General features: G+C 59.3%; 18 protein-coding genes and 1 tRNA gene. 9 read left to right on the top strand and 10 right to left on the bottom strand.

All coding sequences use genetic code 11. The features are described from left to right. A partial coding sequence (locus tag Q1Y33_RS04480) for a HipA domain-containing protein (RefSeq protein WP_300798556.1) occupies positions 1-622 on the top strand: 622 nt, incomplete at its 5' end. 69 nt (positions 623-691) lie between these two features. Here the strand turns inward: Q1Y33_RS04480 and Q1Y33_RS04485 are convergent. Beyond that, entirely contained in the window at positions 692-1,921 is a 1,230-nt protein-coding gene (locus Q1Y33_RS04485) for a site-specific integrase (RefSeq protein ID WP_300798557.1), read from the bottom strand. Between the two features lie 249 nt (positions 1,922-2,170). Then, positions 2,171-2,243 (bottom strand) — tRNA-Phe (locus Q1Y33_RS04490). A 564-nt stretch (positions 2,244-2,807) separates the two neighbouring features. Here Q1Y33_RS04490 and Q1Y33_RS04495 point away from each other — a divergent pair. The 8 genes from Q1Y33_RS04495 (at position 2,808) to Q1Y33_RS04530 (ending at position 16,460) form a co-directional block, all read left to right on the top strand. Then, positions 2,808-6,047: a TonB-dependent receptor gene (locus Q1Y33_RS04495; protein ID WP_300798558.1), complete on the top strand. Its 3,240-nt coding sequence runs from the start codon at positions 2,808-2,810 to the stop codon at positions 6,045-6,047. Between the two features lie 30 nt (positions 6,048-6,077). Continuing rightward, complete coding sequence (locus Q1Y33_RS04500; protein WP_300798559.1) at positions 6,078-7,742, top strand: RagB/SusD family nutrient uptake outer membrane protein; 1,665 nt, start codon at positions 6,078-6,080, stop codon at positions 7,740-7,742. An 18-nt stretch (positions 7,743-7,760) separates the two neighbouring features. Continuing rightward, on the top strand, positions 7,761-10,124 hold the full coding sequence (locus tag Q1Y33_RS04505; RefSeq protein WP_300798560.1) for a hypothetical protein: 2,364 nt from the start codon (positions 7,761-7,763) through the stop codon (positions 10,122-10,124). A gap of 186 nt (positions 10,125-10,310) precedes the next feature. Next, positions 10,311-12,302, top strand: coding sequence for a S8 family serine peptidase (locus tag Q1Y33_RS04510; protein ID WP_300798561.1), 1,992 nt, complete (start codon positions 10,311-10,313; stop codon positions 12,300-12,302). A gap of 15 nt (positions 12,303-12,317) precedes the next feature. Further along, complete coding sequence (locus Q1Y33_RS04515; RefSeq protein WP_300798562.1) at positions 12,318-12,794, top strand: lipocalin family protein; 477 nt, start codon at positions 12,318-12,320, stop codon at positions 12,792-12,794. A 216-nt stretch (positions 12,795-13,010) separates the two neighbouring features. After that, positions 13,011-14,210 (top strand): FprA family A-type flavoprotein, encoded by a 1,200-nt coding sequence (locus Q1Y33_RS04520; RefSeq protein WP_300798563.1) that lies wholly within the window; start codon positions 13,011-13,013, stop codon positions 14,208-14,210. A 242-nt stretch (positions 14,211-14,452) separates the two neighbouring features. Continuing rightward, on the top strand, positions 14,453-15,019 hold the full coding sequence (locus Q1Y33_RS04525) for a hypothetical protein (protein WP_300798564.1): 567 nt from the start codon (positions 14,453-14,455) through the stop codon (positions 15,017-15,019). A gap of 265 nt (positions 15,020-15,284) precedes the next feature. Beyond that, entirely contained in the window at positions 15,285-16,460 is a 1,176-nt protein-coding gene (locus tag Q1Y33_RS04530; RefSeq protein ID WP_300798565.1) for a multidrug effflux MFS transporter, read from the top strand. 160 nt (positions 16,461-16,620) lie between these two features. On the opposite strand, the gene Q1Y33_RS04535 is transcribed toward Q1Y33_RS04530, so the two are convergent. The 8 genes from Q1Y33_RS04535 to Q1Y33_RS04570 form a co-directional block, all read right to left on the bottom strand. Beyond that, positions 16,621-17,070, bottom strand: a complete 450-nt coding sequence (locus Q1Y33_RS04535) for a YhcH/YjgK/YiaL family protein (protein WP_300798566.1) — start codon at positions 17,068-17,070, stop codon at positions 16,621-16,623. A 12-nt stretch (positions 17,071-17,082) separates the two neighbouring features. Further along, positions 17,083-18,234, bottom strand: coding sequence for an endonuclease/exonuclease/phosphatase family protein (locus Q1Y33_RS04540; RefSeq protein WP_300798567.1), 1,152 nt, complete (start codon positions 18,232-18,234; stop codon positions 17,083-17,085). Between the two features lie 3 nt (positions 18,235-18,237). Then, positions 18,238-18,840, bottom strand: a complete 603-nt coding sequence (locus tag Q1Y33_RS04545; RefSeq protein WP_300798568.1) for a rhomboid family intramembrane serine protease — start codon at positions 18,838-18,840, stop codon at positions 18,238-18,240. A gap of 37 nt (positions 18,841-18,877) precedes the next feature. Continuing rightward, complete coding sequence (gene mutL, locus Q1Y33_RS04550) at positions 18,878-20,917, bottom strand: DNA mismatch repair endonuclease MutL (RefSeq protein ID WP_300798569.1); 2,040 nt, start codon at positions 20,915-20,917, stop codon at positions 18,878-18,880. Further along, on the bottom strand, positions 20,918-21,325 hold the full coding sequence (locus Q1Y33_RS04555) for a hypothetical protein (protein ID WP_300798570.1): 408 nt from the start codon (positions 21,323-21,325) through the stop codon (positions 20,918-20,920). Between the two features lie 81 nt (positions 21,326-21,406). Beyond that, on the bottom strand, positions 21,407-22,570 hold the full coding sequence (dnaJ, locus tag Q1Y33_RS04560; protein ID WP_300798571.1) for a molecular chaperone DnaJ: 1,164 nt from the start codon (positions 22,568-22,570) through the stop codon (positions 21,407-21,409). Between the two features lie 4 nt (positions 22,571-22,574). Continuing rightward, on the bottom strand, positions 22,575-23,180 hold the full coding sequence (locus Q1Y33_RS04565; RefSeq protein WP_300798572.1) for a nucleotide exchange factor GrpE: 606 nt from the start codon (positions 23,178-23,180) through the stop codon (positions 22,575-22,577). Between the two features lie 54 nt (positions 23,181-23,234). Next, positions 23,235-23,718: SAM-dependent methyltransferase (locus Q1Y33_RS04570; protein ID WP_300798573.1), on the bottom strand; the 484-nt coding region annotated here is incomplete at its 5' end.

Consider the following 23,718-nt stretch of genomic DNA (forward strand, 5'->3'; position numbering starts at 1 on the left):
GCATTTGGCCGAACTGGCCAGAATAAGAGTCGTTCCTCACAGCCTGATTCGCTTTGCTGATGGCGAACTGTGCTATATCACACTCCGTATAGACCGCACTTCCCAGGGTGTGAAATTACCCATGGAAGATATGTGCCAGTTGACCGGGCGTCTGACCGAGCACAAATACAAAGGTTCGTACGAACAGATAGACAAGACCATCCGGAGATTCTCTGCAACCCCCTTGCTGGATCAGGTCAACTTTTGGGAGCAGGTCGTGTTTTCGTGGATCACGGGGAATGCCGACATGCATCTGAAGAACTTCTCGCTTTATAGCGAGGTGCCGGGTAAACATCTGCTTACTCCGGCTTACGACATGCTCTCCACAGCGCTGGTCCTGCCGGAGGATAACGAGGAGCTGGCGTTGACGCTCAACGGCAAGAAGCGGAAAATCAGGAAAGAGGATTTTATCGCTTCCATGCAGACTGCGGGGCTGGGCGACAAGGTTATAGAAAACATCTTTCACAAGTTTCGGAAGTCACAGGATGTCTGGTTCGCATATATGGATCGATCGTTTCTTCCGCAAGAGATGAAAGAGAAATACAAGGGGATCATCCGAGACAGGATCAGCCAGTTGGCATAGCCATGACATTGAACAGCCCGGAGATGTTTATCCCCGGGCTGTTTTGTGAATTTAGCAGGGCGCATTCCGCTATCCCAGTTTGGAGATGGCTCTCCTCACCTGCATCATGTCCCGGAGGATGGAGCTGTCGAGAACCCGGGCATAGTGCTGCGTCATCTTGATGTTGGAGTGGCCCAGCATCTTGGCCACATTTTCCAGACTGACGCCGTTGGCCAGGCAGACCGAGGTTGCATACGAGTGCCTGGCGCAATGCGTGGTCAGATTCTTGCGGATCATGCAGATGTCGGCAATCTCCTTCAGATAGCTGTTCATCTTCTGGTTGCATGGAACCGGCAGCAATACACCCTTCTTCCGGCAGGTGGGGTGGTCGGCATACTTGCGCAGAATCTCCAGCGGAATATCCAGCAGCGGGATGTTGCACATGTTTTTCGTCTTCTGACGGGGCTTGCGGATCCACAGGTTCTCGTTGTTGTCCCGGACGATGTGCTCCGGGGCGAGCTGCTGCACGTCGATGAAGGCCAGCCCCGTGAAGGCGGCGAAGATGAAGACGTCACGGACCAGCGTCAGCCGCTCCAACGGGAATTCCTTGCGGTAGATGGTCTGCAATTCGTCCATCGTCAGAAACTCCCGGACGACCTCCTTCTCGTGGAAGCGGATTCCGAGGAAGGGGTCCTTCGCCATCCAGTCATTGGCGCGGGCCAGATTGGTAATCTTTTTCAGACACTTCATGTAGCGGATGACGGTATTCTGCTGGCATCCCTTCTCCGTCTTCAGATAGAAGGCAAAGGCGCGGACCAGCTCGCCGTTGACCTCCGCGAGGGGTAGATCCTCCTTCCCGTAACGCTGACGGATCAACTCGGCCAGATAACGCCGGCAACTCTCGTAGCGGCGGACCGTAATCAGCGCATAGTCCGTGCCGACCAGCGCCCGACACTGGTCGTTGTGCACCTGCATGGTCCCCAACAGCGTGCGGACCTCTTCCGGCTTCTCCTGCCCGAAGAAGAGCTTCTGCAGCAGGTGCGCCGTGACGGGGCGGTTCTGCTGCTCCAGTTCGCAAAAGATTTGATACAGCTTGATGCGGGCCTCCTCGATATAGGTGTTCAGGTCGCAGGCGCGGCGGCTCTTGCCGCGGGCCGTCTCCTTGGCCTGACTCCACAGGGCAGGGTCGATGCTCTTGCGAATGTTGTTTTCGACGCGCGTCCCGTTGACGGTGATGAGCATGCAAACGGAGGCCTCTCCGTTTTTCAGCAGCTTGGTCTTCTTGAGGAAGAACAGCACGCGAAACGAATCTCTTTTCATGGTTCCTACTTGCTCTTTGACTGGTTCGACAAATGTAGGAAATCCGACCCGATTTAGCTCTGCGCAAAATATTGCAGTTCAGCGAGAAAGGCGCAAATTCGGTGGAGATGGACGGGGCGGTTTTCATCTCCACCGATTGCTCCACCAAAAGGTGCCGAAAACCGCTGTTTTTTGCTCCGCAGACAAAAAGAGAAAACCCTGATTTCGTTTGGAAATCAGGGTTTTGCAACTTTTTGCTTCTCTTCAAAGTGGTACCACCAGGAATCGAACCGGGGACACAAGGATTTTCAGTCCTTTGCTCTACCAACTGAGCTATGGCACCATCCCGATAACACTTCGCACAAGCGTGTTCCGTATTAACGTGGTGCAAAGGTAAGCAAAAATTTCGAATCTGCAAGAGCCCGATGCATTTTTATGCTTTTTTTCTTGCGAAGACGACGAAAACCGATCCGAAAAACAGGGCGCCGCAAAAAAAACGAAACGCCAAAATCCGGAACAAGCGAGAAAAAAAAGATTTTATTATAAATATAGGTATCCTGAATGAGGACAGCCGAAGGCCGAATGGCAATGACATATTGTTACGACAGCCCCCCGTTTTTTAACAGATTTCGGCAAAAAAGGTTTTTTGCAGGGGTAAAAAGAGACTTTTAGAGGCGCCGTCCCCTCCCGGAAAGGAGCTGAAGAGCCAAAACAGAGAAAAAAGACCGATTACAAATCGTAACTAACAGCAGAAAAAGGGCGTAAAAACTGTAATCGAGAAAAAGAAATTTGAAGAAAATGTGTCACATCGGCAATTTTTTTAATAATTTTTTTTGTAAAAGAGACTGCTTTCACATATCTTTGCTCTTGAACTTTTTATTTTAAAAATCTACTAAAATTAACGCTTATGGTAAGAAAAATTGTACTATCGTTAATTGCGGTACTGGGAGTGGGGATACTTTTCTCCGCTGCTCAAAACCGGCAGCTCTCTGGTACAGTTTCCGACGCTGACGGCAACCCGGTTGTCGGCGCGACGGTCGTGGTTGACGGCACGCATATCGGTACGACCACAGGCTCGGACGGTAGCTTCATGCTCTCCGCACCGGCAGACGGAACCCTCAAGGTGTCGTTCGTGGGTTACGCGGACCAGCTTATTCCCATCGCCGGAAAGACCTCGATTAACGTAACACTGCACGAAGATACGCAGAAGATCGACGACGTGATCGTCATTGCGTTCGGTACGGCCAAGAAAGAGGCCTTCACCGGATCGGCCAAGGTTATCAAGTCGGACGACCTGATCAAGACGCAGTCGTCCAACGTACAGGACGCCCTCGTCGGCAAGATCGCAGGTGTGCAGTTCAACTCCGCATCGGGTCGTCTGGGTGCAGGACAGTCCATTTATGTCCGTGGTTACGGCTCGCTGAATGCCGGCAAGTCGCCGCTGTGGGTCGTTGACGGCGTACCCTACGAGGGCGACATCAACAACCTGAACACGGCCGATATCGAGTCGATCAGCGTATTGAAGGATGCCGCCTCGAACGCCCTGTACGGTGCCCGCGGTGCCAACGGTGTCATCATGGTGACGACCAAGCGCGCCAAGGCAGGCGAGGCCACCGTGAGCTTCGACGCAAAATGGGGTGTCAACACCCGCGCCCTGCAGAACTACGACATCGTGGACAACGCAGGCGAGTACTACGAGTACCACTACAAGGCTCTCTACAACTACTTCACGCTTGAAAACGGCTACAACGCCGTACAGGCCAACCTCGCAGCCAACCAGCTGCTGACGTCGAACGACGCCGGAGGTCTGGGTTACAACGTCATGGCCGTTCCGGAGGGTCAGAACCTCATCGGCTCCAACGGCAAGCTCAACCCGCTCGCCAAGGAGGGCCGTGTCGTGACCTACAACGGAAAGGAGTACATGCTCAAGCCCGACAACTGGCTCGACGAGATCTACAAGAAGGCTACCTTCCGCCAGGAGTACAACGTCAACGTATCGGGCGCTACGGACCGCGCCAACTTCTACGCATCGCTCGGTTACCTCGACAACACGGGTATCATCGACGGTTCGGACATGGAGCGTTACACGGCCCGTCTGCGTGCGGACTATCAGGCCAAGAAGTGGCTGAAGATCGGCGGTAACTTCTCCTACACGCACTTCGTATGGAACAACGGTAACGACTCGAGCAACGAGGGAGCCTCCGACGGCGGCAACGCATTCGCCACGGCCATGCAGACCGCCCCGATCTACCCGGTCTACATCCGCGACGGCGAGGGCAACATCATGATCGACGAGTACGGCATGAAGCTCTACGATACGGGTGACGGCCGCAACGGCGGTGCCGTGCGTTCGACCGGCGGTCAGAGCAACGACCTGCAGGATATCCAGCTGAACAAGTACATCAGCGAAGGCAACGCCTTCACGGCAAACGGTTTTGCCGATATCGACCTCTACAAGGGCCTCAAGCTGACGGTCAACGGCAGCGTCGCCATCGACGAGACCCGCGGCACGCAGATGATGAACCCCTTCTACGGACAGTTTGCCGAGTCGGGCGGTCTGGTCTACAAGTCGCACCAGCGTGACATCACCTACAACCTGCAGCAGCTGCTCAACTACAACACAACCATTGACGAGAAACACAATATCGGCATCCTGCTCGGTCATGAGATGTACAACCGCAAGGTCTACGGTCTCTACGCACAGCGCAGCGTGATGTACTCGCCCGACAACCTCGAGTTGAGCGGCGCCGTGGTCGACATGGCCAGCTCGGGCTCTTCGGTTTCGGAGTACAACAATGAAGGTTACTTCTTCCGCGGTCAGTATGACTACGACGGCAAGGTTTACGTATCGGGATCGTACCGTCGCGATGCTTCGTCGCGCTTCCACCCCGACCACCGCTGGGGTAACTTCTGGTCAGCCGGTGTTGCATGGCTTATCAACAAGGAGAGCTGGTTCAACGCTCCCTGGGTGGACATGCTGAAGGTGAAGGCTTCCTACGGATCGCAGGGTAACGACGGTATCTCCGAGTACCTCTACACGGACTACTACACGATCGCCAGCGCCGGCGGCACGAGCGTAACGCAGAACCTCGCGCGCAAGGGTAACCCCGACATTACGTGGGAGACCAACGCCAACCTGAACGTCGGTGTCGAGTTCGGCCTTTGGAACAACCGCCTGTCGGGTGGTATCGACTTCTTCAACCGTAAGACCACCGACATGCTCTTCGAGATGGCTACGCCGTACGAGTCGGGTTACACCTCGATCTGGACCAACATCGGCGACATGGTCAACCGTGGTTTCGAAATCGAGCTTCGTGCCGACCTGATCCGCACGAAGGATATCGTTTGGGACTTCTCGGTGAACATGACCCACTACAAGAACAAGCTCGTCAAGCTGCCCGACCAGTACAAGAACAACACGACGTCGGACGGCAAGCACGTCGGCCGTATCTACAGCACCAACTATTTCCTGACCGAAGGCGAATCCGTCTTCTCGTTCTATCTGCCGACCTACGCGGGTGTGGATCCCTCGACGGGTAAATCGCTCTGGTACACCTATGTCACCAATGAGGAGACCGGAGAGAAGACACGTACCAAGACTGACCAGTACTCTGAAGCTTCGCTGAACGGGCGCGAGATGCACGGCGACGCGCTGCCCGACCTCTACGGTGGTTTCAGCACCTCGCTGCACGCCTACGGGTTCGACCTTTCGCTGGGCTTCACCTACCAGATTGGCGGCCAGGCCTACGACTCGGGTTATGCAACCTACATGGGTTCGCCTGCCGGTACCTCCTGCGGATTCAACTACCACCGCGACCTGCTCAACGCGTGGACGGTTGACAACACCGATACGAACATTCCGCGTTTCGCTTACGGTGACAGCTACTCGAACGCCACTTCGGACCGCTTCCTGACCGACGCATCGTATCTGAACATTCAGAACATCACGTTCGGCTATACGCTGCCGAAGAAGATCACGCGCAAGTTCCTCGTTGAAAGTCTCCGCGTCTACGTATCGTGCGACAATGTATGGTACTGGTCGCAGCGCAAGGGTCTCGACCCGCGTCAGAGCATCAACGGTGCTACCAACCCCTACTACTACGCTCCTATCCGCACCTTCTCGGGCGGTGTAACCGTTACGTTCTAATTTCTTTCATAACAAGTTGAGTCAAATATCATGAAAAAGAACAAGATAGTAAAAATTGCCGCCGCGCTTCTCTGCGCACCGGTATTGCTGTCGAGCTGTATCGAGGAGACGTTCCCCGAGGGAGGTAACGTAACAAGCGGACAGGTTGCCGAATCACCGTTCGCCATGGAGAATATCGCCGCCTCGATCCCGACGATCCTCATCACGAACTACATCGGTATCGGCGACCACTTCGACTTCGGTTATCCGGGCATCTTCGGTGCAACGGACCGTCTTGTAGGCGAGGTATTCCCCGTATCTGGTAATCTTCCAGGCGGTAACCAGTACTTAGACCGCTGGCAGGGATACCTCTACCCCGGTGACATGAACGGTCTGGCAGCCAACGGCTACTGCGCACCGTTCTTCTACCTGAACTACTACCAGTTCATCTACTCGGCCAACGAGGTGATCTCGATTGCCAGCCAGAACGAAAGCGGCGGCGGTGAAGCGCTCGGTATCGCCAAGGCGTTCCGCGCCATGTGCTACCTCGACATGGCCCGCATGTACGACCCGCTGCCCGCCAAGGCGCCCAACCGCCCGGCCTACGAGACCGAGCTGGAGGCTGTCAAGGGGCTGACGGTGCCCATCGTCCGCGAGGGCGCGACGCTCGAGCAGCTCGAGAACAATCCGCGCGCCACGCGTGAGGAGATGTTCAACTTCATCCTCTCGGACCTGACCGACGCCGAGACCCTGCTGGCCGACTACCAGCCCGCATCGAAGAACATGCCGTCGCAGGCTGTCGTATACGGACTTCTGGCCCGCACGTATCTGTGGCTGGGAGGCTTCGAGGAGACCTACGAAGGCTTCGTAACGGGTACGGAGGCCTACAAGAAGGCAGCCGAGTATGCCCGCAAGGCGATCAGCGCATCGGGCTGCACGATCATGACCGAAAGCCAGTGGCTCGACCCGAAGACCGGTTTCAACACGGTTAACAGCTCGTGGATGTGGGCCATGATCCAGACCACCGACACAGTGCTCAACAACCTGCTCTCGTGGGCTGCCCACATGAGCCTCGAGGCTGTCTACGGCTACGGCCACGGCGCACAGCCGGGCATCTCGGTCTTCAGCTACGAGCGTATCTCCGATACCGACTTCCGCAAGAAGAGCTACGTAACGCCCGATCGTTCGTATGCGGCTGCACAGCCCTACATGAGCCTGACGGAGGAGGAGTTCCAGACGGTAGCCCCCTACGCATCGTACAAGTTCCACACGAACAGCGGCGAGAAGAGCAACTTCACGATCGCCAACGTGGTCGATATCCCGATGATGCGTGTCGAGGAGATGTACCTGATCGAGGCCGAAGCTACGGCTCACTACGACGAGGCTACGGCACGCACGCTGCTCACCTCGTTCATGGCCAACCGCGACCCGAACTACAAGATTCCGGCCGCCACGACCGATCTTGTCGAGGAGATTATCTTCCAGAAGCGCATCGAGTTCTGGGGTGAGGGCATCATCTACTACGACATGAAGCGTCTGAACATGAGCATGCACAACGGTGACGCCGGAACGAATGCTCCGTCGATGGCCAAGTTCACGACCGACGGCCGTGCTCCGTGGTGGAACTGCGTGATTCCGCTCGCGGCCGTACAGCAGAACGTAGGTCTCACGGGCAAGAACAACCCGGACCCGACCGCCACGGTAAAATCCAACTAATAAAAAGCAGTAAAAATTATGAAATACATCACAAGATTCATTTTGATGGGTATCGTTGCGGTGGCAGGCCTTCTTTCGGCCTGCACCAGCAGCGATGACTTCGAGCCCGGCCCGCTGAATTCCGGAGCACAGGTGTACTTCCCCAACACGATCCCCTCGGAGTATAACGTGGGTGACGACGAGTCGTCCGTGACCATTCCGGTACGGCGTGTCGTGACTGACGCGGCAATGACTGTGAATATCCTCGCGAGCGTCGAACAGGGACAGGAGGGCATTCTCAATATTCCCTCTTCGGTCACGTTCGAGGCCGGCAGCGATCTGGCCAATCTGGTCATCACCTTCGACCGCGGCAAGCTTGTCGACGGCACCGAGTACAAGGCGTCGCTGCTCATCAACGACGAGCAGAACCTGACCCAGTACGGCAACTACATGATCGATATTACGATCATTCCGTGGCCGTGGGAGGAGCTCGGAACCGGCAAATACCGTGACGGATGGCTGTATGGAATCTTTGAAGGCAACCTCATAGAGATTGACGTGAATATTCACAAACACAAATCGAAGGAGGGCGTCTACATGGTCGAGGAGATGTTCGGCTGGACCTTCATGACCGAGTTCTTCGGCGCTACGCAGAGCGACCTCTCCGGACAGTTCTCCTACACGCCTACCAACATCACCATCGACTGCTCCGATCCCGCTAACGTAAAGATCGCAAAGCAGTACACGGGTATCACCGAGGGTGTTTACAACTACGGTGACTTCCTCATCGAATCGGCTGCAGCCGGTACGTTTGACAACGGAATCATTACCTTCCCGAAGGACGGCATCAACGTGTACATGACTGGATACAGCAGCCAAAGTCTCCCGTCTAACGCCGACGGAACATTCCGCATCATGCTGCCCGGAGCAGAAGATGTAGACTACTCGCTCGCCGCAGAATACAGCGGCATGAAGGTGGCCCCGGACAACGTGACGGCAAGCGCAGTCATCGACTTCACCTACGGCGCCGATGTAACGGGTATCAACTATGTTGTTGCCGAAGGCGATGTCGAGGCTTCCGCAGCGGAAATTGCCGCCAAGATCGCAAACGGCACGGCCGAGAACATCTACGCAATCGAAGACTTCGTAGCCGGCGGAAAAAAGGTATCCGTCGAGATTGCTCTCCCGGCAACGGGTTTCTACACGGTTGTCGCACTGCCGCTGGACAAGACGAAGAAGCCGGTAGAGGCAAACGTAACGGCCAAGTCATTCTACTTCCCGGGAACGAACGGTGGCGATATTCCCGAGTGTGACCTCACCGCCATGCTGGGTCTCGTCTCGGAATACTGGCCCGAGATGTCGGAGCAGTGCCCCGACAATTCGTCGCTCTACTTCCAGATCAACGGCTCGGAGCTCAAATCGCTGTCAACCGTATTGGCGACTACGTCCGCAGTGGAAAGCGTACTGAATCAGGGCGCAAGCTATGAAGAGATCGTGGCTGCAAACGGCACCGACCACACGGGCGATTTCATGCCGGACATCAATGAAAAGGGATCCTATGGCAGCGCCTGGATCAACCTCAAGGAGGGTACCTCGTATACGATGATCGTGCAGGCTACGAACATCTACGGCAAGAGCAAGATCGTCGTCGCCGAGTATTCGACGACCGCCCCCGACTATTCGGACTACACGGGCGAACTCGCCATCGGCAACTACACCATGACCTATCAGCCCGATGCAGAAACGACGTTCACCAATGCGTTCACGATCAAGCCTGTAAGCGGCAGCGAGACCGACTTCATCATCTCGGACCTCGGCCTGGACAACTCGACTTCGTGGCACGCAACGTATGACCCCTCGACGCTGAAATTCACGGTAGGCGGCGTGGAAGTAGGTTATGAGGACGACGGCAACTATTTCGGACAATTGTGGGGCTATTGGGACAGTGGAAAGACCCAGATATTCGGGTTCTTCTGCTATGCAGACCCCAACGACGAGAATGCCACTGGCAACGATCCCTGCGTGTTCAGCGTAGACCCGACCAGCAAGCAGATCTCGGCTCTTGAAACGACGTTCATTGTTCCCGTCTTCAACGCCTCGGACTATTCGCTTTTGGGCTATGCCGGCTACTTCGAAGCAGGAGAGACCGTCATTACCTATCAGTCGGGAGCAACGGGTTCCTCGAAGTCCGCGGCAGCAGTACGTCGGGTGAACATACCGTTCTGCAGCTTCACGGTTCCTGCCGGAGCAAAGACATCGCTGCGCAGCTCTTTTGCAGCACAGGTCTTCGGCAAATCGAAGGTTGCCGAGTACAACGGCACCCGCACCCTCGCCGTCAAGACGTCGAAGTGCGAGCCGCTGCCCGGCAAGCAGTACAACGGCAAAGCCAAGATCAAGAAGTAATCCGAACCATATCGGTTACCGAAAAGATCTCATCTGCCGGTAAGTCTTGAGACCAAAACCCGGCACGGCGACACAAGCCGTGTCGGGTTTATGGTCAAAAATCCCAAGCTTTCGAAAAAGGGATATAATCACCTGATAATAAATTTTATGACAAAGTTCAAAACAATCCGGAGCCTATTGCTCGCCATGGCAGTACTCGCACTCGGATCGTGCACCAAGGACACGACCACGGAGTCTGCAACCGCCGGGACCGACGACCACGTCGCCGCCAAGCTCGTATTTTCATCTGACAATGCCGCCAAAGGCCAGCTGCTGGTCTACTTTGACGAGGATGCCGTTACGAATGTCGAAAACTCCGTCATGCGTGTAACGCGCGCGGGCGGTGTCGCCACCCGTTCGGGCATCAACGACTTCGACGCCGTGCTCTCCAATGTCGGTGTAAAGTCGCTGACGCGTCTCTATCCGGTGGACAAGCGCACGGAGGATCGCAAGCGCGCATTGGGCATGCACAGATGGTACTTTGTGGAGTTCGACGAGAATACGGACCTCGACCAGGCAGCACATGCAATGGCCCGAATTGCAGAGGTGAACAAAGTCGAATTTGTCCAGCGACTCAAACATATCTACGACGAAAACGTCACCCCGCTGGATGAAGCATTCATCACCCCACAAAGCCGTGCCGAGTTGCCGTTCAATGACCCGCAGCTGAACATGCAGTGGCACTACATCAACACGGGCGATGCGACCATCTACTCGAAGGCTCAGGTCGGAGCAGATGTGAACTGCAAGGACGCATGGCGTCTCTGCACGGGCGACCCGCGCATCGTGGTCGCCATCGTGGACGACTGCGTACAGTGGGACCATCCCGATCTGGCAGCCAACATGTGGATCAACGAGGCCGAGTTGAACGGCCAAAGCGGCAAGGATGACGACGGCAACGGATATAAGGACGATATCTATGGTTATAACTTCGTAACCAATACCAACCTGACTATCAGCACGGCCGGCGAACTCGGATCGCGGACGCACGGCACGCACGTCGCAGGTACGGTTGCGGCCGTGAACAACAACGGCACGGGAGTCTGCGGTATTGCCGGCGGTTCGGGAAACAACGACGGCGTAAAACTCATGTCGTGCCAGATTTTCTACAACGAGAGCGGTGGTACCAGCACCACAACTTCGCGTGCGATTACCTACGCCGCCGACAACGGGGCGTCGATTCTCCAGTGCAGCTGGGGATATACGGCCGGCACAATCACGTCGGATTCACAGTACTCGAGCTACGACAGCGCCGAAAGGCAGGCAATCGACTACTTTATCTCGACGAAGAACTGCGACGCACTGGACGGCGGTCTGGCCATCTTTGCCGCAGGCAACGACATGACCGGCATGTCGGGCTACCCCGCAGCCTACCGCGACTATATCTCCGTAACGGCCATGTCGTGCGACTTCACTCCCGCGTACTACACCAACTACGGCCCGGGCTGCAACATCGCCGCCCCCGGCGGTGACGCCTACCAGTCGATGCTGGAAAACGGCAAGGAGACGGCTCAGATTCTCTCGACGTTCATCAACAACCGCTATGGCTACTCGCAGGGCACGTCGATGGCCTGCCCGCACGTTTCGGGTGTTGCCGCGCTGGGTCTCTCATATGCCCTGCAGCTTGGCAAAAAGTTCACGACGGATGAGTACAAGGCGCTGCTGCTGACCTCGGTCAACAACATCGACCCGTACTGCACCGGCACGAAACGATACTACACCGCAACCGGCAATCTTGCCACGCTCAACCTGACGAATTATGCCAAGAAGATGGGTACGGGCTACATCGATGCCTTCCAGGTACTGATGAACGTGCGCGGCACGACCTGCATCCCGGTTCCCATTGGCAGCCAATACACGCTTGACATGCTGCCCTACATCGGCGGCGGCAACGTGAACATGACGATCTCGGCCGTTGAAATCTCGGCCGAGGGCAAAGCCAGCCTCGGCATGAGTTCGAATCCCACGGTCTTTGCGAACAAGGTCATCCTGACCTGCACGAAGCCCGGATCGGCCATTGCCAAGGTTACGATGGTGGCAGGTACGAACAGCGGAAGCGGCATCAACGGCATGACCATCACCAAAGAGTATGCGATCATTGCCCGCGACATTCAGTCCGAGAACGGAGGTTGGTTATAAAAAAGAGGATTCTGTATGAAAAATATCAAGATTTTCGGGGTGTTGCTCGCAGCACTCGTAGCATTGAGCGGTTGCACCAAGTCGGACAACAACGGCGGAAATAAAGAAGAAGGCAAGGGCACGCTCGTCGGCCAGTGGCACATGGTCACGTGGTATGGCGCAACGGCCACAGCCGACATCTACATCTCGTTTACCGAGGAGGGCACCTTCGACCTCTATCAGCGCATCTATTCGCCCGCATACGAGCACTACAGCGGCACTTACACGTACCATAACAACGTCCTCTCGGGCAAATACAGCGACAACCAGCCGTGGGCCAGCGAATACGACGCATTCTTCTCCACGGACGGCCGGATGACGCTGACGAGTACAAGCAGCACAAGTGATATCTCCGTATACGAGAAGACCACCATTCCGGATGAAATTCTTTCCGGGATGCTGACCCCCTCGACACAGAGCCGCGCCAACGAAGAGTCGTTCCGCTTCCTCTGATGCCGGAGTAATCCGAAAAACCTGCACCGCATTTCCGAAAGGGAATGCGGTGTGTTTTTTGCATCGGAGCAAGGGCGGAATGCGACGGGAAACGATGCCCCGCCCCACGGCCGGACGGAACCGGAACACACCACGCAGGGCTCAAGTCGGAAACGCAGGTCGAAGGAATCCGAATTTTTCGTACCTTTGCGGCAAAATAATTCAAATCACGAAGTCATGTCAATCACGGAGATTCTTCCAGGCATCCGCTACGTCGGCGTCAACGACCGCACGACGCAGCTTTTCGAAGGGCTGTGGACGCTGCCGCAGGGCGTCAGCTACAATGCCTATCTGGTCATCGGCGAGAAGATCGCCTTAATCGATACGGTCGAGGAGGGACACGGCAGCCGGCTGTTCCAAAACATCCGGGAAGAGATCGGAGACCGGCCAATCGACTACCTTGTCGTCAACCACATGGAGCCGGACCATTCGTCGTCGATCGCGGCGCTGCGCCGGATCTACCCCGACATCCGAATCGTCGGCAATGCCAAGACGCTGCAGATGATCGCCGGCTACTACGGCATCTGCGACGGGGTGCTCGAAGTCAAGGAGGGCGACACGCTCGATCTGGGAGGACGGACGCTCACGTTCCAGCTCGTCCCGATGGTCCACTGGCCCGAGACGATGGTCACGTGGTGTGCCGAAGAGCAGACGCTCTTCTCCGGGGACGCGTTCGGTACGTTCGGGGCGCTCGACGGCGGCATCACCGACACGCAGATCGATCCTGCGCGCTACTGGGACGAGATGCGGCGCTACTACGCCTGCATCGTGGGCAAATACGGAGCTCCCGTGCAGAAGGCTCTGCAAAAGGTCCGTGCACTGCCCGTCGGGACGATCTGCCCGACACACGGCCCCGTCTGGCAGCGGCACATCGCCGAAGTGATCGACCTCTACGACCGCATGAGCCGTTACGAAGGCGAAAAGGGCGTCGTTCTGGCCTACGCCTCGATGTACGGCAACACGGAGCAGCTGGCCGAACGGCTGGCCCGCTGCCTGGCCGAGGAGGGTGTGCAAAAGATCGTGGTCCACAACCTTTCGGTGGCCGATCCCTCGGTCGTGCTGCGCGACGTCTTCCGCTACGACACGCTGCTTGTAGGCAGCCCGACCTACAATGCAGAGCTCTTCCCGCCTGTCGAGCAGCTGCTCCGCCGCATCGAGACCCGCTGCATGCCGCAACGGCACTTCGCCTGCTTCGGCTCCTTCACGTGGGCCGGAGCCGCAGTACGCCGGATCAGGGAGTTCAGCGAGCGGATGAAATGGGAACTGACCGGCACCCCCGTCGAGATGAAACAGGGTTTTTCTGCCGCCGTCAACGATTCGTGCCGCGCCCTTGCCCGCAGCATTGCGGAAAAGATGCACGAGACGAAACAAGCGTGAGGGCAAGCCGCCCCGCAACAAAGCCCCTGAAGGTTATCCGCCTCCGGGGGCTTTATTGTGTGCCGATCGGGACAAACGCCCTCATTTGATCGAAAAGGAACGCGGCACACGAAACGAAACAGCCGACAGAAATTAAAAACCCGTCTTTCGGAACAACTCCGGTAAAAAAGCAGTAACTTTGAATGACGGAACCCAATCGAGCGGATCGGCCCGACAAGGAACGAGAATCAAAGAAAAACGATATGGAACTGCTGAAAAAATTATCGGTCATGTGCATGGCCGTCATGGCGATGACCGTCCTCGCGTCGTGTGATGACATTTTCACGTCGGACGACGAACCGATCGGGATGAACTACAACAAGGCTCTTGCCGGCAAATGGCGCGTCGCCCGGGCGGGATACATCCAGAACCGCTCCGGAGAAAAGGTCCATGTGGACAAAAGCCTCACGCTGCCCACTTCGATCGAGTCGATCGAATTTGCCAACGGAATGATTCATCTCAACTTCTCCGAGACCGTCACGCTGGATCGCGTTCAGTTCGGAGGCACGCAGGACTACTCCGTGGAGATCACCGGATACAGCTGCGTCTGCGACCCCGACGGCGAAGGATTCCTCAATTTCGAATTCGGATTTGCAACGGACGACGGCACGACCTGCCACGAGATTTTCAGGGAGTGGACCAATGTGGAGCACTATTTTCCGATCATTCTGTGGGCCTACGGCAAGAAGGAAAGTTACGCCACGACGCTCATCCTCGCATGTAACGACGACAATTCGAGCGAATACGGATACGAACTGGAACGCTACTGATATCCGCCTCGGTCGCAGAATCGAGGGTCGGCTGCAACTGACGGGAACGCATCACGCGTTCCCGTTTTTTTCACCCCACACGGCTCCGTCCGCCCGGCGCAGGCAACCCGTTGCAGTCACACCGTCATCACATTACGGTTTCCCGAACGCACACCGCCGTATCTCCGTCGCAAAAATGCTGTTCCGAAATTGAAACAGACCCTGCACGATAGGACAAACCCGGAATGAGAGATTCGGAGTAATTTTGCAGCGTAAAAAAGACGTTATGAACAACTCCAAACCTTTTCTGCTCATTCTGCTGGGCATGCTCACGGCATTCGGACCCTTCGTGACGGACATGTACCTGCCGACGCTCCCCTCGATGACGGGCTACTTCGGCACCACGTCGTCGATGGTGCAGCTGGGCCTCACGTCGAGCATGCTCGGACTGGCACTCGGGCAGCTGCTCTTCGGCCCCTTGAGCGACCGCTGCGGACGCCGCATGCCGCTGCTCGCGGCCATGTGGCTCTTCATCGGATCGACCATCCTCTGCATCTTCGCCGCCGATATCGAACAATTCGTCATCCTGCGCTTCGTGCAGGGCATCGCCGGTGCCGGAGGCATCGTCATTTCGCGCTCGGTGGCCACAGACTGCTTCACGGGCACCGACCTCGTCCGCATGCTGGCCGTCATCGGCGCCATCAACGGCATCGCGCCCGTCAGCGCCCCGATCCTCGGCGGCGCCCTCACCGACGTCATCGGCTGGCGCGGCATCTTCTGCATCCTGCTCGCCCTGGGCTGCGTGCTGCTTCTCTGCTGCCTGCATTTCCGCGAAACACTGCCCGCCCCGCGGCGCACCAACACCGGATGGCGGGAGGTATTCCGCGGCTTCGGCATCGTCCTGCACAACCGCTCGTTCGTCGGCTACATCCTCCAGCTGGGATTCGCACAGGGAATCCTCTTCGGCAACATCGCCTCGTCGCCCTTCATCGTGCAGGAGCACTACGGTTTTTCGGCCTTCGGATTCAGCCTCTGTTTTGCCGTCAATTCACTGGCCATCATGATCGCCGCAGCCCTAGCTGCACGGTTCCGGCGGCAGGAGCGCGCCACCCTGCTCGGATGCCGCGGCATGCTGCTCTTCTCGCTTGCCACGGCCGCAGCCCTCGCCTGCCACTGCGGGTTCTGGCTCTACGAAGTGCTGATCTTCGCCCTGCTCTTCTCGATGGGCATCACCTTCCCGGCCACGACAACGCTGGCCATGGACTGCTCGCGCGAACACGCCGGCACGGCCTCGGCGCTGCTGGGCGCCGTCTGCTTCGCCTTCGGCGGGCTCGTATCGCCACTTGTGGGCATGGGCGACACGCTGCTCTCGACCGGCACGGTCTTCGTCGTCTGCGCCCTCGGGTCGTGGGTATCATTCCGCATGGCCCTGCGCCGACCCAACCGGCTCGCCGTCGCCTGACCGCGGAATAAGGAGAACAAGGAGAACAACCGGGCGCAGGCAAACAACCCTGCTACCCCGCCGACCATTCGCCCCACCGCATGAACGGCACGAAAAAATCCCGGACCTCGGAGGTCCGGGATTTTTTCGTCGCAGCGCTTCTGCCGCGGGACGGCAGTTGTCAGATGCGCACCTTGACGATGATCTTGCGCACGGTGCCCTCGCCGACCATCGGCGCATGGCCGTCCTCGGGGAAGAGGATCGTGAACTGGCCCGGACGCAGCGTGTAGTAGGTCTGCGGCTCGTCGTCGAAGAGCTGGATGTCCTTCTCCTTGTTGAACTCGCCCTGCGGCTGGCTGAGGTCCTTGCGCTCGCTCCAGCCGAAGCTCTCCTCCTTGCCCGAGACGAGCACCTGGATGTCGATGTACTCGTTGTGCACCTCGAGTTTGGCGTCGGCGCGCTGCTTGAGCTCACGCTCCATCACGTTGACGTAGATGTCGCGTCCTTCGAGTTCATGGATTCCCGGCTCCATCTTGGTCCAGTCGGTCGAGGCGATCAGCTCAAAGGCCTTCTTCATGCGCGGGTGCACCGAGGTGTAGAGCGCGCTGTTTTTCAACGAATCAAAAATCATGGCTGTGTGTATTTAGTTGTTTGAGGTTCTCTTCATCAGGCGCACGACGACGGGATGGTGGTCCGAGAACTCGACGGGCAGCACCTCGTAGGAGAGGGTCTCGAAGTCGTCGGAGCTCAACACGTAGTCGATGCGCAGCGTGTTGTAGAAGCCGCGGAACGTATGCGAATAGCCCGATCCGCACTCCGAGAAGGCGTCGTTCAGCCCGCGCGCCATCTTGCGGTAAACATACGACATGGGCGTATCGTTGAAGTCGCCGCAGACGATCCGCCGATGCGGCGACGCGGCAATCAGGTGAGCGATGCTGTCCACCTGCTCGGCGCGCAGCACGCTGTTCTCGCGGAAGCGGTCGACGATGCTGCGGATCTTCACCTCGCGGGCCGTGTCCGAAAGGAAGCGGCGGCTGGTGATGTAGTCGTTGTCCGAGGCGTTGATGGCCGTCGAACGGAGGTGGTTGCTGATGACGCGCACCGTGTCGCCGCCGACAAGCAGGTCGGCCCAGACCGACGTCGAGGCGGTCAGTCCGACGCCCGAGCGCAGGATGCGGTACTTGCTCAATATCAGCATCGGGGCGCCGTAGAGCGAGTCGGGGGCCTGCGTGCGGCCGAAGCGGGCGCTTTCGTAGGTCTCGTCGAGCAGCGCGAACTCCTCGGCCCGGTCCGCCAGCCGGGCGTTGAACTCCTGCAGGCAGACGATGTCGGGGTCCTCGTCGCGGATGAGCCGCAGCACGTCGCCGACGCTGCTCTGTCCGTCCTCGCCGTAGAAGCAGCGCACGTTGTAGGTCATGACCTTGAAGGCGGCGCGGTCGTAGGACTCCTCGCCGTAGCTGCGGCGCAGTTCGGGCCGCCAGAAGAGCGAAACCTGGAAGAGCCCCGCCGCGACGATCACCAGCATGAAGCCTGCGCGCTTGAGGCGCCAGCGGATGATCCAGTAGAGGGCCAGCACGACGGCCGCGACGTAGACACCCGGAGCGATGAGCCCCAGCACGGGGAAGAACCACACGCGCGCGGGGTTGACGTAGGGCACGAAGTAGGTGACGATCATCGTCACGCCGACGACGAGCGACAGCAGGGTCATCACCGTATCGAGCAGCCACAGCACGACGCTGCGGCGCGGCTTCTTCGTCGCGCGACCGTAACCCGGGTTATAGAGCTCCTCGACCATGAATCAGAAATGGATGATGCCGCGCCGCTTCCAGTAGTGCAGCAACAGGAAGCCCCACAGCATGCCGCCGACATGGGCGAAGTGTGCGACGTTGCCCACGCCGCGCCAGCCGAGCAGCAGTTCGATGACGGCATAGATGATGACGAACCACTTGGCCTTCATCGGGATGGGCGGGATGATCAGCATGATGACCGCATTGGGATGCAGCACGCCGAATGCCAGCAGCAGGCCCATCACGGCGCCCGACGCTCCGACGAGCAGCAGCGGCAGTTCACCCAGCGCCAGCGCCGTGAGGTACTGGATAAGCGCGGCCCCGATGCCGCAGGCCATGTAGTAGATCAGAAAGCGCTTCGAACCGAGTTCGTACTCCAGCGTGCGGCCGAACATCCACAGCGCGAACATGTTGAAGAAGATATGTTCCAGATTGGCATGCAGGAACATGTAGGTCACGAACTGGTAGGTATGGAAAAAGGGCGTACCGAGCGACAGCGCGCAGTAACCCATGATCCAGTCGCCCACGGGCAGCAGCGAGGTGGCCATGTAGACCAGCACGTTGATGATGATGAGGTTCTTCACCACGGGGGGCGTCTGAAAATAGTTGTTCATAACGGAAATTTTTGCAAAAATAGGTTTTTATGCCGAATTATCCCAACCTGCCGCGGAGTTCTTCGGCCGTGATCTCGGTCAGGATGGCCTTGCCCGAGGGTGAGAAACTGATATTTCCGCCCGCGGCGAGGCGCGCAAGCAGCGCCGCGGCCTCCTCGCGCGAGAGCATCCGCTGCGGACCGCGCACGGCCGAGCGGGCCATGGCGGCGGCGATGCGTTCGCGCCGCACGTCGTGAAGCGACACGGGCGTCGCAAAGGCCTGCAGCAGCTCGTAGAGCGTCGTGTCGACCGAGTCGGCCGGCAGGTCGGCCGGCGTGCCCTTCACCTCGACGGCGCCACCGCCGCAGAGGTCGATATCGAAGCCCAGCGCCGCGAACTCCACGGCATTCTCCTCCATGAGGGCATACTCTTCGCCCGAGAGCACGAGCCGCTCGGGAAAGAGCAGCTGCTCGCTGACAGCCTCGCCGTGTCCCAGCATCTGCAAATACTCCTCGTAGAGCACCCGTTCGCGGGCCCGGCGCACGTCCACGACGACAAACCGCCCGTCGAACAGTGCGGCGACATACCCGCCGCCCAGCGGCAGCAGGTCCGTAAACTCCGCACGGGGCTCCACGTCGAGGCGCTGCTGCCCGGCATCGCTCTCCGACGGGATGAAGTCGAGCGTGCTCTCGCCGAACTCCCCGCCCGGCAGACCGGCTCCGTCCGCACCTGCTGCGGGAATCTCCACAAGACCGGAATCGCTGCCCGAAGCGAACTCCTCGAACTCCTCGCCCGGAAGGTCCGGAAGACGGAACCCGCCGTCGGGCCGGATGCCGCCCTGCACCGGACGGCGTACAGCAGCCGTTCCGCTCCCGACGCGGGAGCCGCCCGCCGCTGCATCCGACACGCGCTGCGCATCGTCGCTGTAGGGAACGTCGAAACCCGTGAAGTCGACATTCGGATCGGGAGCCGTCGGGTCGATGTACTCCTCGCGGAAGGGGTTGTAGTCGCGGTTCGACGTGGCCAGCGGCTCGCTGTAGACCGCTCCGCGCTGCATGACGGGAATCTCCACCGTGTTGTCGCGGTCGAAGTCCATCATCGGCACGGCGCCCGTCCGGGCCAGCGTCTCGCGCATCGCGGCGTGGACGATCTGCCACACGGCCTCCTCGTCGGCGAACTTCACCTCGGTCTTCTGCGGGTGGACGTTGACGTCGATGCGCGAGGGGTCGATCGTCAGGTAGAGGAAATAGGCCGGCTGGGCGCTCTCGGGGATCAGTTTTTCATAGGCCTTCATGACGGCACTCGTCAGGTAGGCACTCTTGAAATAGCGTCCGTTGACGAAGAGGTACTGGTCGGCGTTGCGGCGCTTCGCGGCGGCCGGACGCCCGATATACCCCGTAATGCGGGCGATCGAGGTGTCGGCCTCGACCTCCAGGAGGTTCTGCTTGATATGCCGTCCCACGACGTCGACGATGCGCCCGGCAAGCGACGTTGCCGCCAGCGTGTAGACCGGGGCGTCGTTGGCATAGAGTTCGAAGGCGATCTGCGGATTGCAGAGGGCCACGCGCTGGAATTCGCTGCGGATCTGCGAGGCCGAGGTCGTGCTCTTCTCGAGGAAGCGGCGGCGCGCCGGCACGTTGTAGAAGAGATTGCGCACGAAGAACTGCGACCCCGCGGGGCACATTACGGGCGACTGCGAGACGAACTGCCCGCCGTTGATCTCCGTCACGGTGCCCATCTCGTCGTCGGCCTGCCGCGTGCGCAGCTCGACCTGCGCCACCGCCGCGATCGAAGCAAGGGCCTCGCCGCGGAATCCGAACGTATGCAGGTCGTAGATGTCCTCCACGGAGCGTATCTTGCTCGTGGCATGGCGGTCGAAGGCCATGCGGGCGTCGATGGGCGACATGCCGCAGCCGTCGTCGACGATCTGGATAAGCTCCCTGCCGCCGTCGCGGAAGTTGACCTTCACGCACCGCGCACCGGCGTCAATGGCGTTCTCCATCATCTCCTTGACCACCGAGGCGGGGCGGTTGACCACCTCGCCCGCCGCGATCTGGTTGGCGACAACCTCGGGCAAAAGTCTGATCCGGTCGGCCATCTACTCCTCCTCGACGTAATCGTTCGGTACGACGGTGATCGGCGCCGCGGGGTCGAAATCGCCGTAGATGAGTTCCGTATCGGTAGCCTGCCGCTGCGACGAGGCGCTCATGAAGAGGCTCACCAGCCGCGGATAGAGCAGGTAGACGAAGACGATGATCAGCGCCGCGATGACGGCCATTTTCAGCAGCCGCGTGCGCCCGCCGCCCGACTCGTTCGCCCGGCGCGCCTCGCGCGCTTCGCGCTGCGTGCGGATGTACTTGCCCGGGTGGTACTCGGTGGTATCCCCGGCCCGTTCGCCGCGCAGTTCGGCACGGCGCTGCTCGCGCGCCTCCTTCTCGGGGTCGTAGTAGCGCGGAATGTAGTTGAACTTGTTGGCGTGTTTCTTGTACGGGCTGAATCCTAACATGGCTGCATCTGCTTATTAACGGAAAAATTCGTCACCTCCACAGCGTAAAGGTACGAATTTTTCACGGGTTTCACCTGTATCCTACCGGAAGAAACTCTTCATCCGCTCAAAAATATTCTGATTCTTCACCGACTCGGCCCGCTGGAAATCGGGCTGTGCGGCCAGCTGCTCGATGAGGCGCTTCTCCTCGGAGGTGAGCTTCGACGGGATGGTGATGTCCACGACGACCAGTTCGTCGCCGCGGCCGTAGCCGTTGACCTCCGGCAGGCCCTTGCCGCCCAGCCGCAGCACCTTGCCGGCATGCGTGCCCGGGGCGATCTTGATCTTGGCGCGTCCGTCGACCGTCGGCACCTCGACCGTGCCGCCCAGCAGCGCCGTCGTCACCGTAATGTTCAGGTTGTGGATCAGGTCGTTGCCGTCGCGCACGAGCTCGGCATCGGGCTCCTCCTCGATCATCACCTGCAGGTCGCCGTTCACGCCGCCCTGGCGTGCCGCATTGCCCTTTCCCGTGACGGTGAGGACCATGCCCTCGCCCACGCCGGCCGGAATCTTGATCTCCACGACCTCCGAGCCGCGCACCGTGCCTTCGCCGCGGCAGGCGTCGCACGGCGCCGTGATGACCTTGCCCGTACCGCCGCACGTCGGGCAGACGCCCTGCGTCTGCATGCGGCCGAAGAAGGTGTTTTCCACGCGCGTGACATATCCCGTGCCGTTACAGGTCGAGCAGGTCGAGTAGGAGTTGGCATCCTTCGCGCCCGAGCCGCCGCACTTGTCGCACGTGACGGTCTTGTTGATCTTGAGTTTCTTCGTCACGCCGTTGGCGATCTCCTGAAGGGTCAGCCGCACCTTGATGCGGATGTCCGAACCGCGGTTCACGCGGCGGCCGCCCGACGACGAGGAGCGGAAGCCCCCGCCGAAGTGTCCGCCGAAGATGTCGCCGAACTGCGAGAAGATGTCCTCCATCGAGAATCCGCCGCCGAAACCGCCGAAGCCGCCGGCTCCGCCGCCTGCCGCACCGCTCATGCCGGCGTGTCCGAACTGGTCGTAGCGCGCCCGCTTGTCGGGGTTCGACAGCACGTCGTAGGCTTCGGCCGCCTCCTTGAACTTCTCCTCGGCCTCCTTGTCGCCCGGGTTCTTGTCCGGGTGGTACTTGATGGCCGCCTTGCGGTAGGCCTTCTTTATCTCGTCGGCGTTGGCATTGCGCTCGACGCCGAGCACTTCGTAATAATCCCTTTTCTCTGCCATGGCTTTACTCTCCTACAACGACTTTGGCAAAGCGCAGCACGCGCTCCCCGAGCTTGTAGCCCGTCTGCACGACGTCGATGACCTTGCCTTTCTTCTCCTCGCCCGCGGCGAACCGCGCCACGGCCTCGCACAGGTCGGCATCGAACTCCTTGTCGCGGCATTCGATCTCGGTCACGCCCTTGCGGCGCAGCGCCTCGGTGAACTTCTGCGATATGAGCATCACGCCCGAGCGCAGGGCCTCGATGTCGTCGCTCTTCTCCATCGCGGCGACGGCACGCTGCACGTCGTCGCGCACGGGCAGCATCTCCAGCAGCACGTCGCGGCCGCCCGTCTCGACGAGCTCCATCTTCTCGCGGATCGTCCGCTTGCGGAAGTTGTCGAACTCGGCCTGCAGACGCAGGTACTTGTCCTGCCACTCGGCAACGAGCGCCGCGAAATCGGGGCCCTCCTGCGCTGCGGACTCTGCCGCATCTGCCATTGTGTCAGTTGCAGGCTCCGCCGCATCTGCCACATTGGCACCCGGTGCCTCCTCCGCTGCGGGGGAAGCCTCTGCGGAGCGGACCTTTTCGTCCTCCGCAACGTTCTCGTTATAAGCCTTTTTCTTTTCCATATCTCGTATTTTTCAGATTTTCCGTACCCTTATCGATCAAATTGCATACCAACCCTACCCGATGATGAAAATAGCCGGACGTTTGTTCAGTTCGGGCAGCGGCGAGCGGCACCACTCCCCCACCGTGCGGGTCGTAACCTGCGCGCCGGGCGCCGTGAGGTCCACGGCGACCGCGAGGCGCGTGTCGGGTGCGAGCACCTGCAGCAGCTGCTCCAGGAGCTTCGCATTGCGGTAGGGCGCCTCGATGAAGAGCTGCGACTGCCCCTCGCCGCGGGCCCGGCGCTCGAAGCGGCGGATCGCCTGCGCCCGTTCGGCGGGCTTGACAGGCAGGTAGCCGTTGAAGGCGAACGACTGCCCGTTGAGCCCCGAAGCCATGAGCGCCAGCAGGATCGACGAGGGGCCCACGAGCGGCACGACGCGGATGCCGCGGCGGTGGCACGCCTCGACGACCAGCGCCCCGGGATCGGCGACGCCCGGCACGCCCGCCTCGGAGATCACGCCGGCCGAACGGCCCGCGGCAATCGGGTCGACGAGCGCC

Origin of the sequence: uncultured Alistipes sp. (assembly GCF_949296715.1) — a bacterium.
Classification (GTDB): Bacteria; Bacteroidota; Bacteroidia; order Bacteroidales; family Rikenellaceae; genus Alistipes.

Excerpts from the sequence above, each read along its gene's own strand:
- Q1Y33_RS04495 (WP_300798558.1), top strand. The coding sequence starts at position 2,808 with ATGGTAAGAAAAATTGTACTATCGTTAATTGCGGTACTGGGAGTGGGG.
- Q1Y33_RS04530 (WP_300798565.1), top strand. The coding sequence starts at position 15,285 with ATGAACAACTCCAAACCTTTTCTGCTCATTCTGCTGGGCATGCTCACG.
- Q1Y33_RS04545 (WP_300798568.1), bottom strand. The coding sequence starts at position 18,840 with ATGAACAACTATTTTCAGACGCCCCCCGTGGTGAAGAACCTCATCATC.
- Q1Y33_RS04505 (WP_300798560.1), top strand. The coding sequence starts at position 7,761 with ATGAAATACATCACAAGATTCATTTTGATGGGTATCGTTGCGGTGGCA.
- Q1Y33_RS04500 (WP_300798559.1), top strand. The coding sequence starts at position 6,078 with ATGAAAAAGAACAAGATAGTAAAAATTGCCGCCGCGCTTCTCTGCGCA.
- Q1Y33_RS04535 (WP_300798566.1), bottom strand. The coding sequence starts at position 17,070 with ATGATTTTTGATTCGTTGAAAAACAGCGCGCTCTACACCTCGGTGCAC.
- mutL (WP_300798569.1), bottom strand. The coding sequence starts at position 20,917 with ATGGCCGACCGGATCAGACTTTTGCCCGAGGTTGTCGCCAACCAGATC.
- Q1Y33_RS04555 (WP_300798570.1), bottom strand. The coding sequence starts at position 21,325 with ATGTTAGGATTCAGCCCGTACAAGAAACACGCCAACAAGTTCAACTAC.
- Q1Y33_RS04540 (WP_300798567.1), bottom strand. The coding sequence starts at position 18,234 with ATGGTCGAGGAGCTCTATAACCCGGGTTACGGTCGCGCGACGAAGAAG.
- Q1Y33_RS04525 (WP_300798564.1), top strand. The coding sequence starts at position 14,453 with ATGGAACTGCTGAAAAAATTATCGGTCATGTGCATGGCCGTCATGGCG.
- Q1Y33_RS04565 (WP_300798572.1), bottom strand. The coding sequence starts at position 23,180 with ATGGAAAAGAAAAAGGCTTATAACGAGAACGTTGCGGAGGACGAAAAG.
- Q1Y33_RS04485 (WP_300798557.1), bottom strand. The coding sequence starts at position 1,921 with ATGAAAAGAGATTCGTTTCGCGTGCTGTTCTTCCTCAAGAAGACCAAG.
- Q1Y33_RS04510 (WP_300798561.1), top strand. The coding sequence starts at position 10,311 with ATGGCAGTACTCGCACTCGGATCGTGCACCAAGGACACGACCACGGAG.
- Q1Y33_RS04520 (WP_300798563.1), top strand. The coding sequence starts at position 13,011 with ATGTCAATCACGGAGATTCTTCCAGGCATCCGCTACGTCGGCGTCAAC.
- Q1Y33_RS04515 (WP_300798562.1), top strand. The coding sequence starts at position 12,318 with ATGAAAAATATCAAGATTTTCGGGGTGTTGCTCGCAGCACTCGTAGCA.
- dnaJ (WP_300798571.1), bottom strand. The coding sequence starts at position 22,570 with ATGGCAGAGAAAAGGGATTATTACGAAGTGCTCGGCGTCGAGCGCAAT.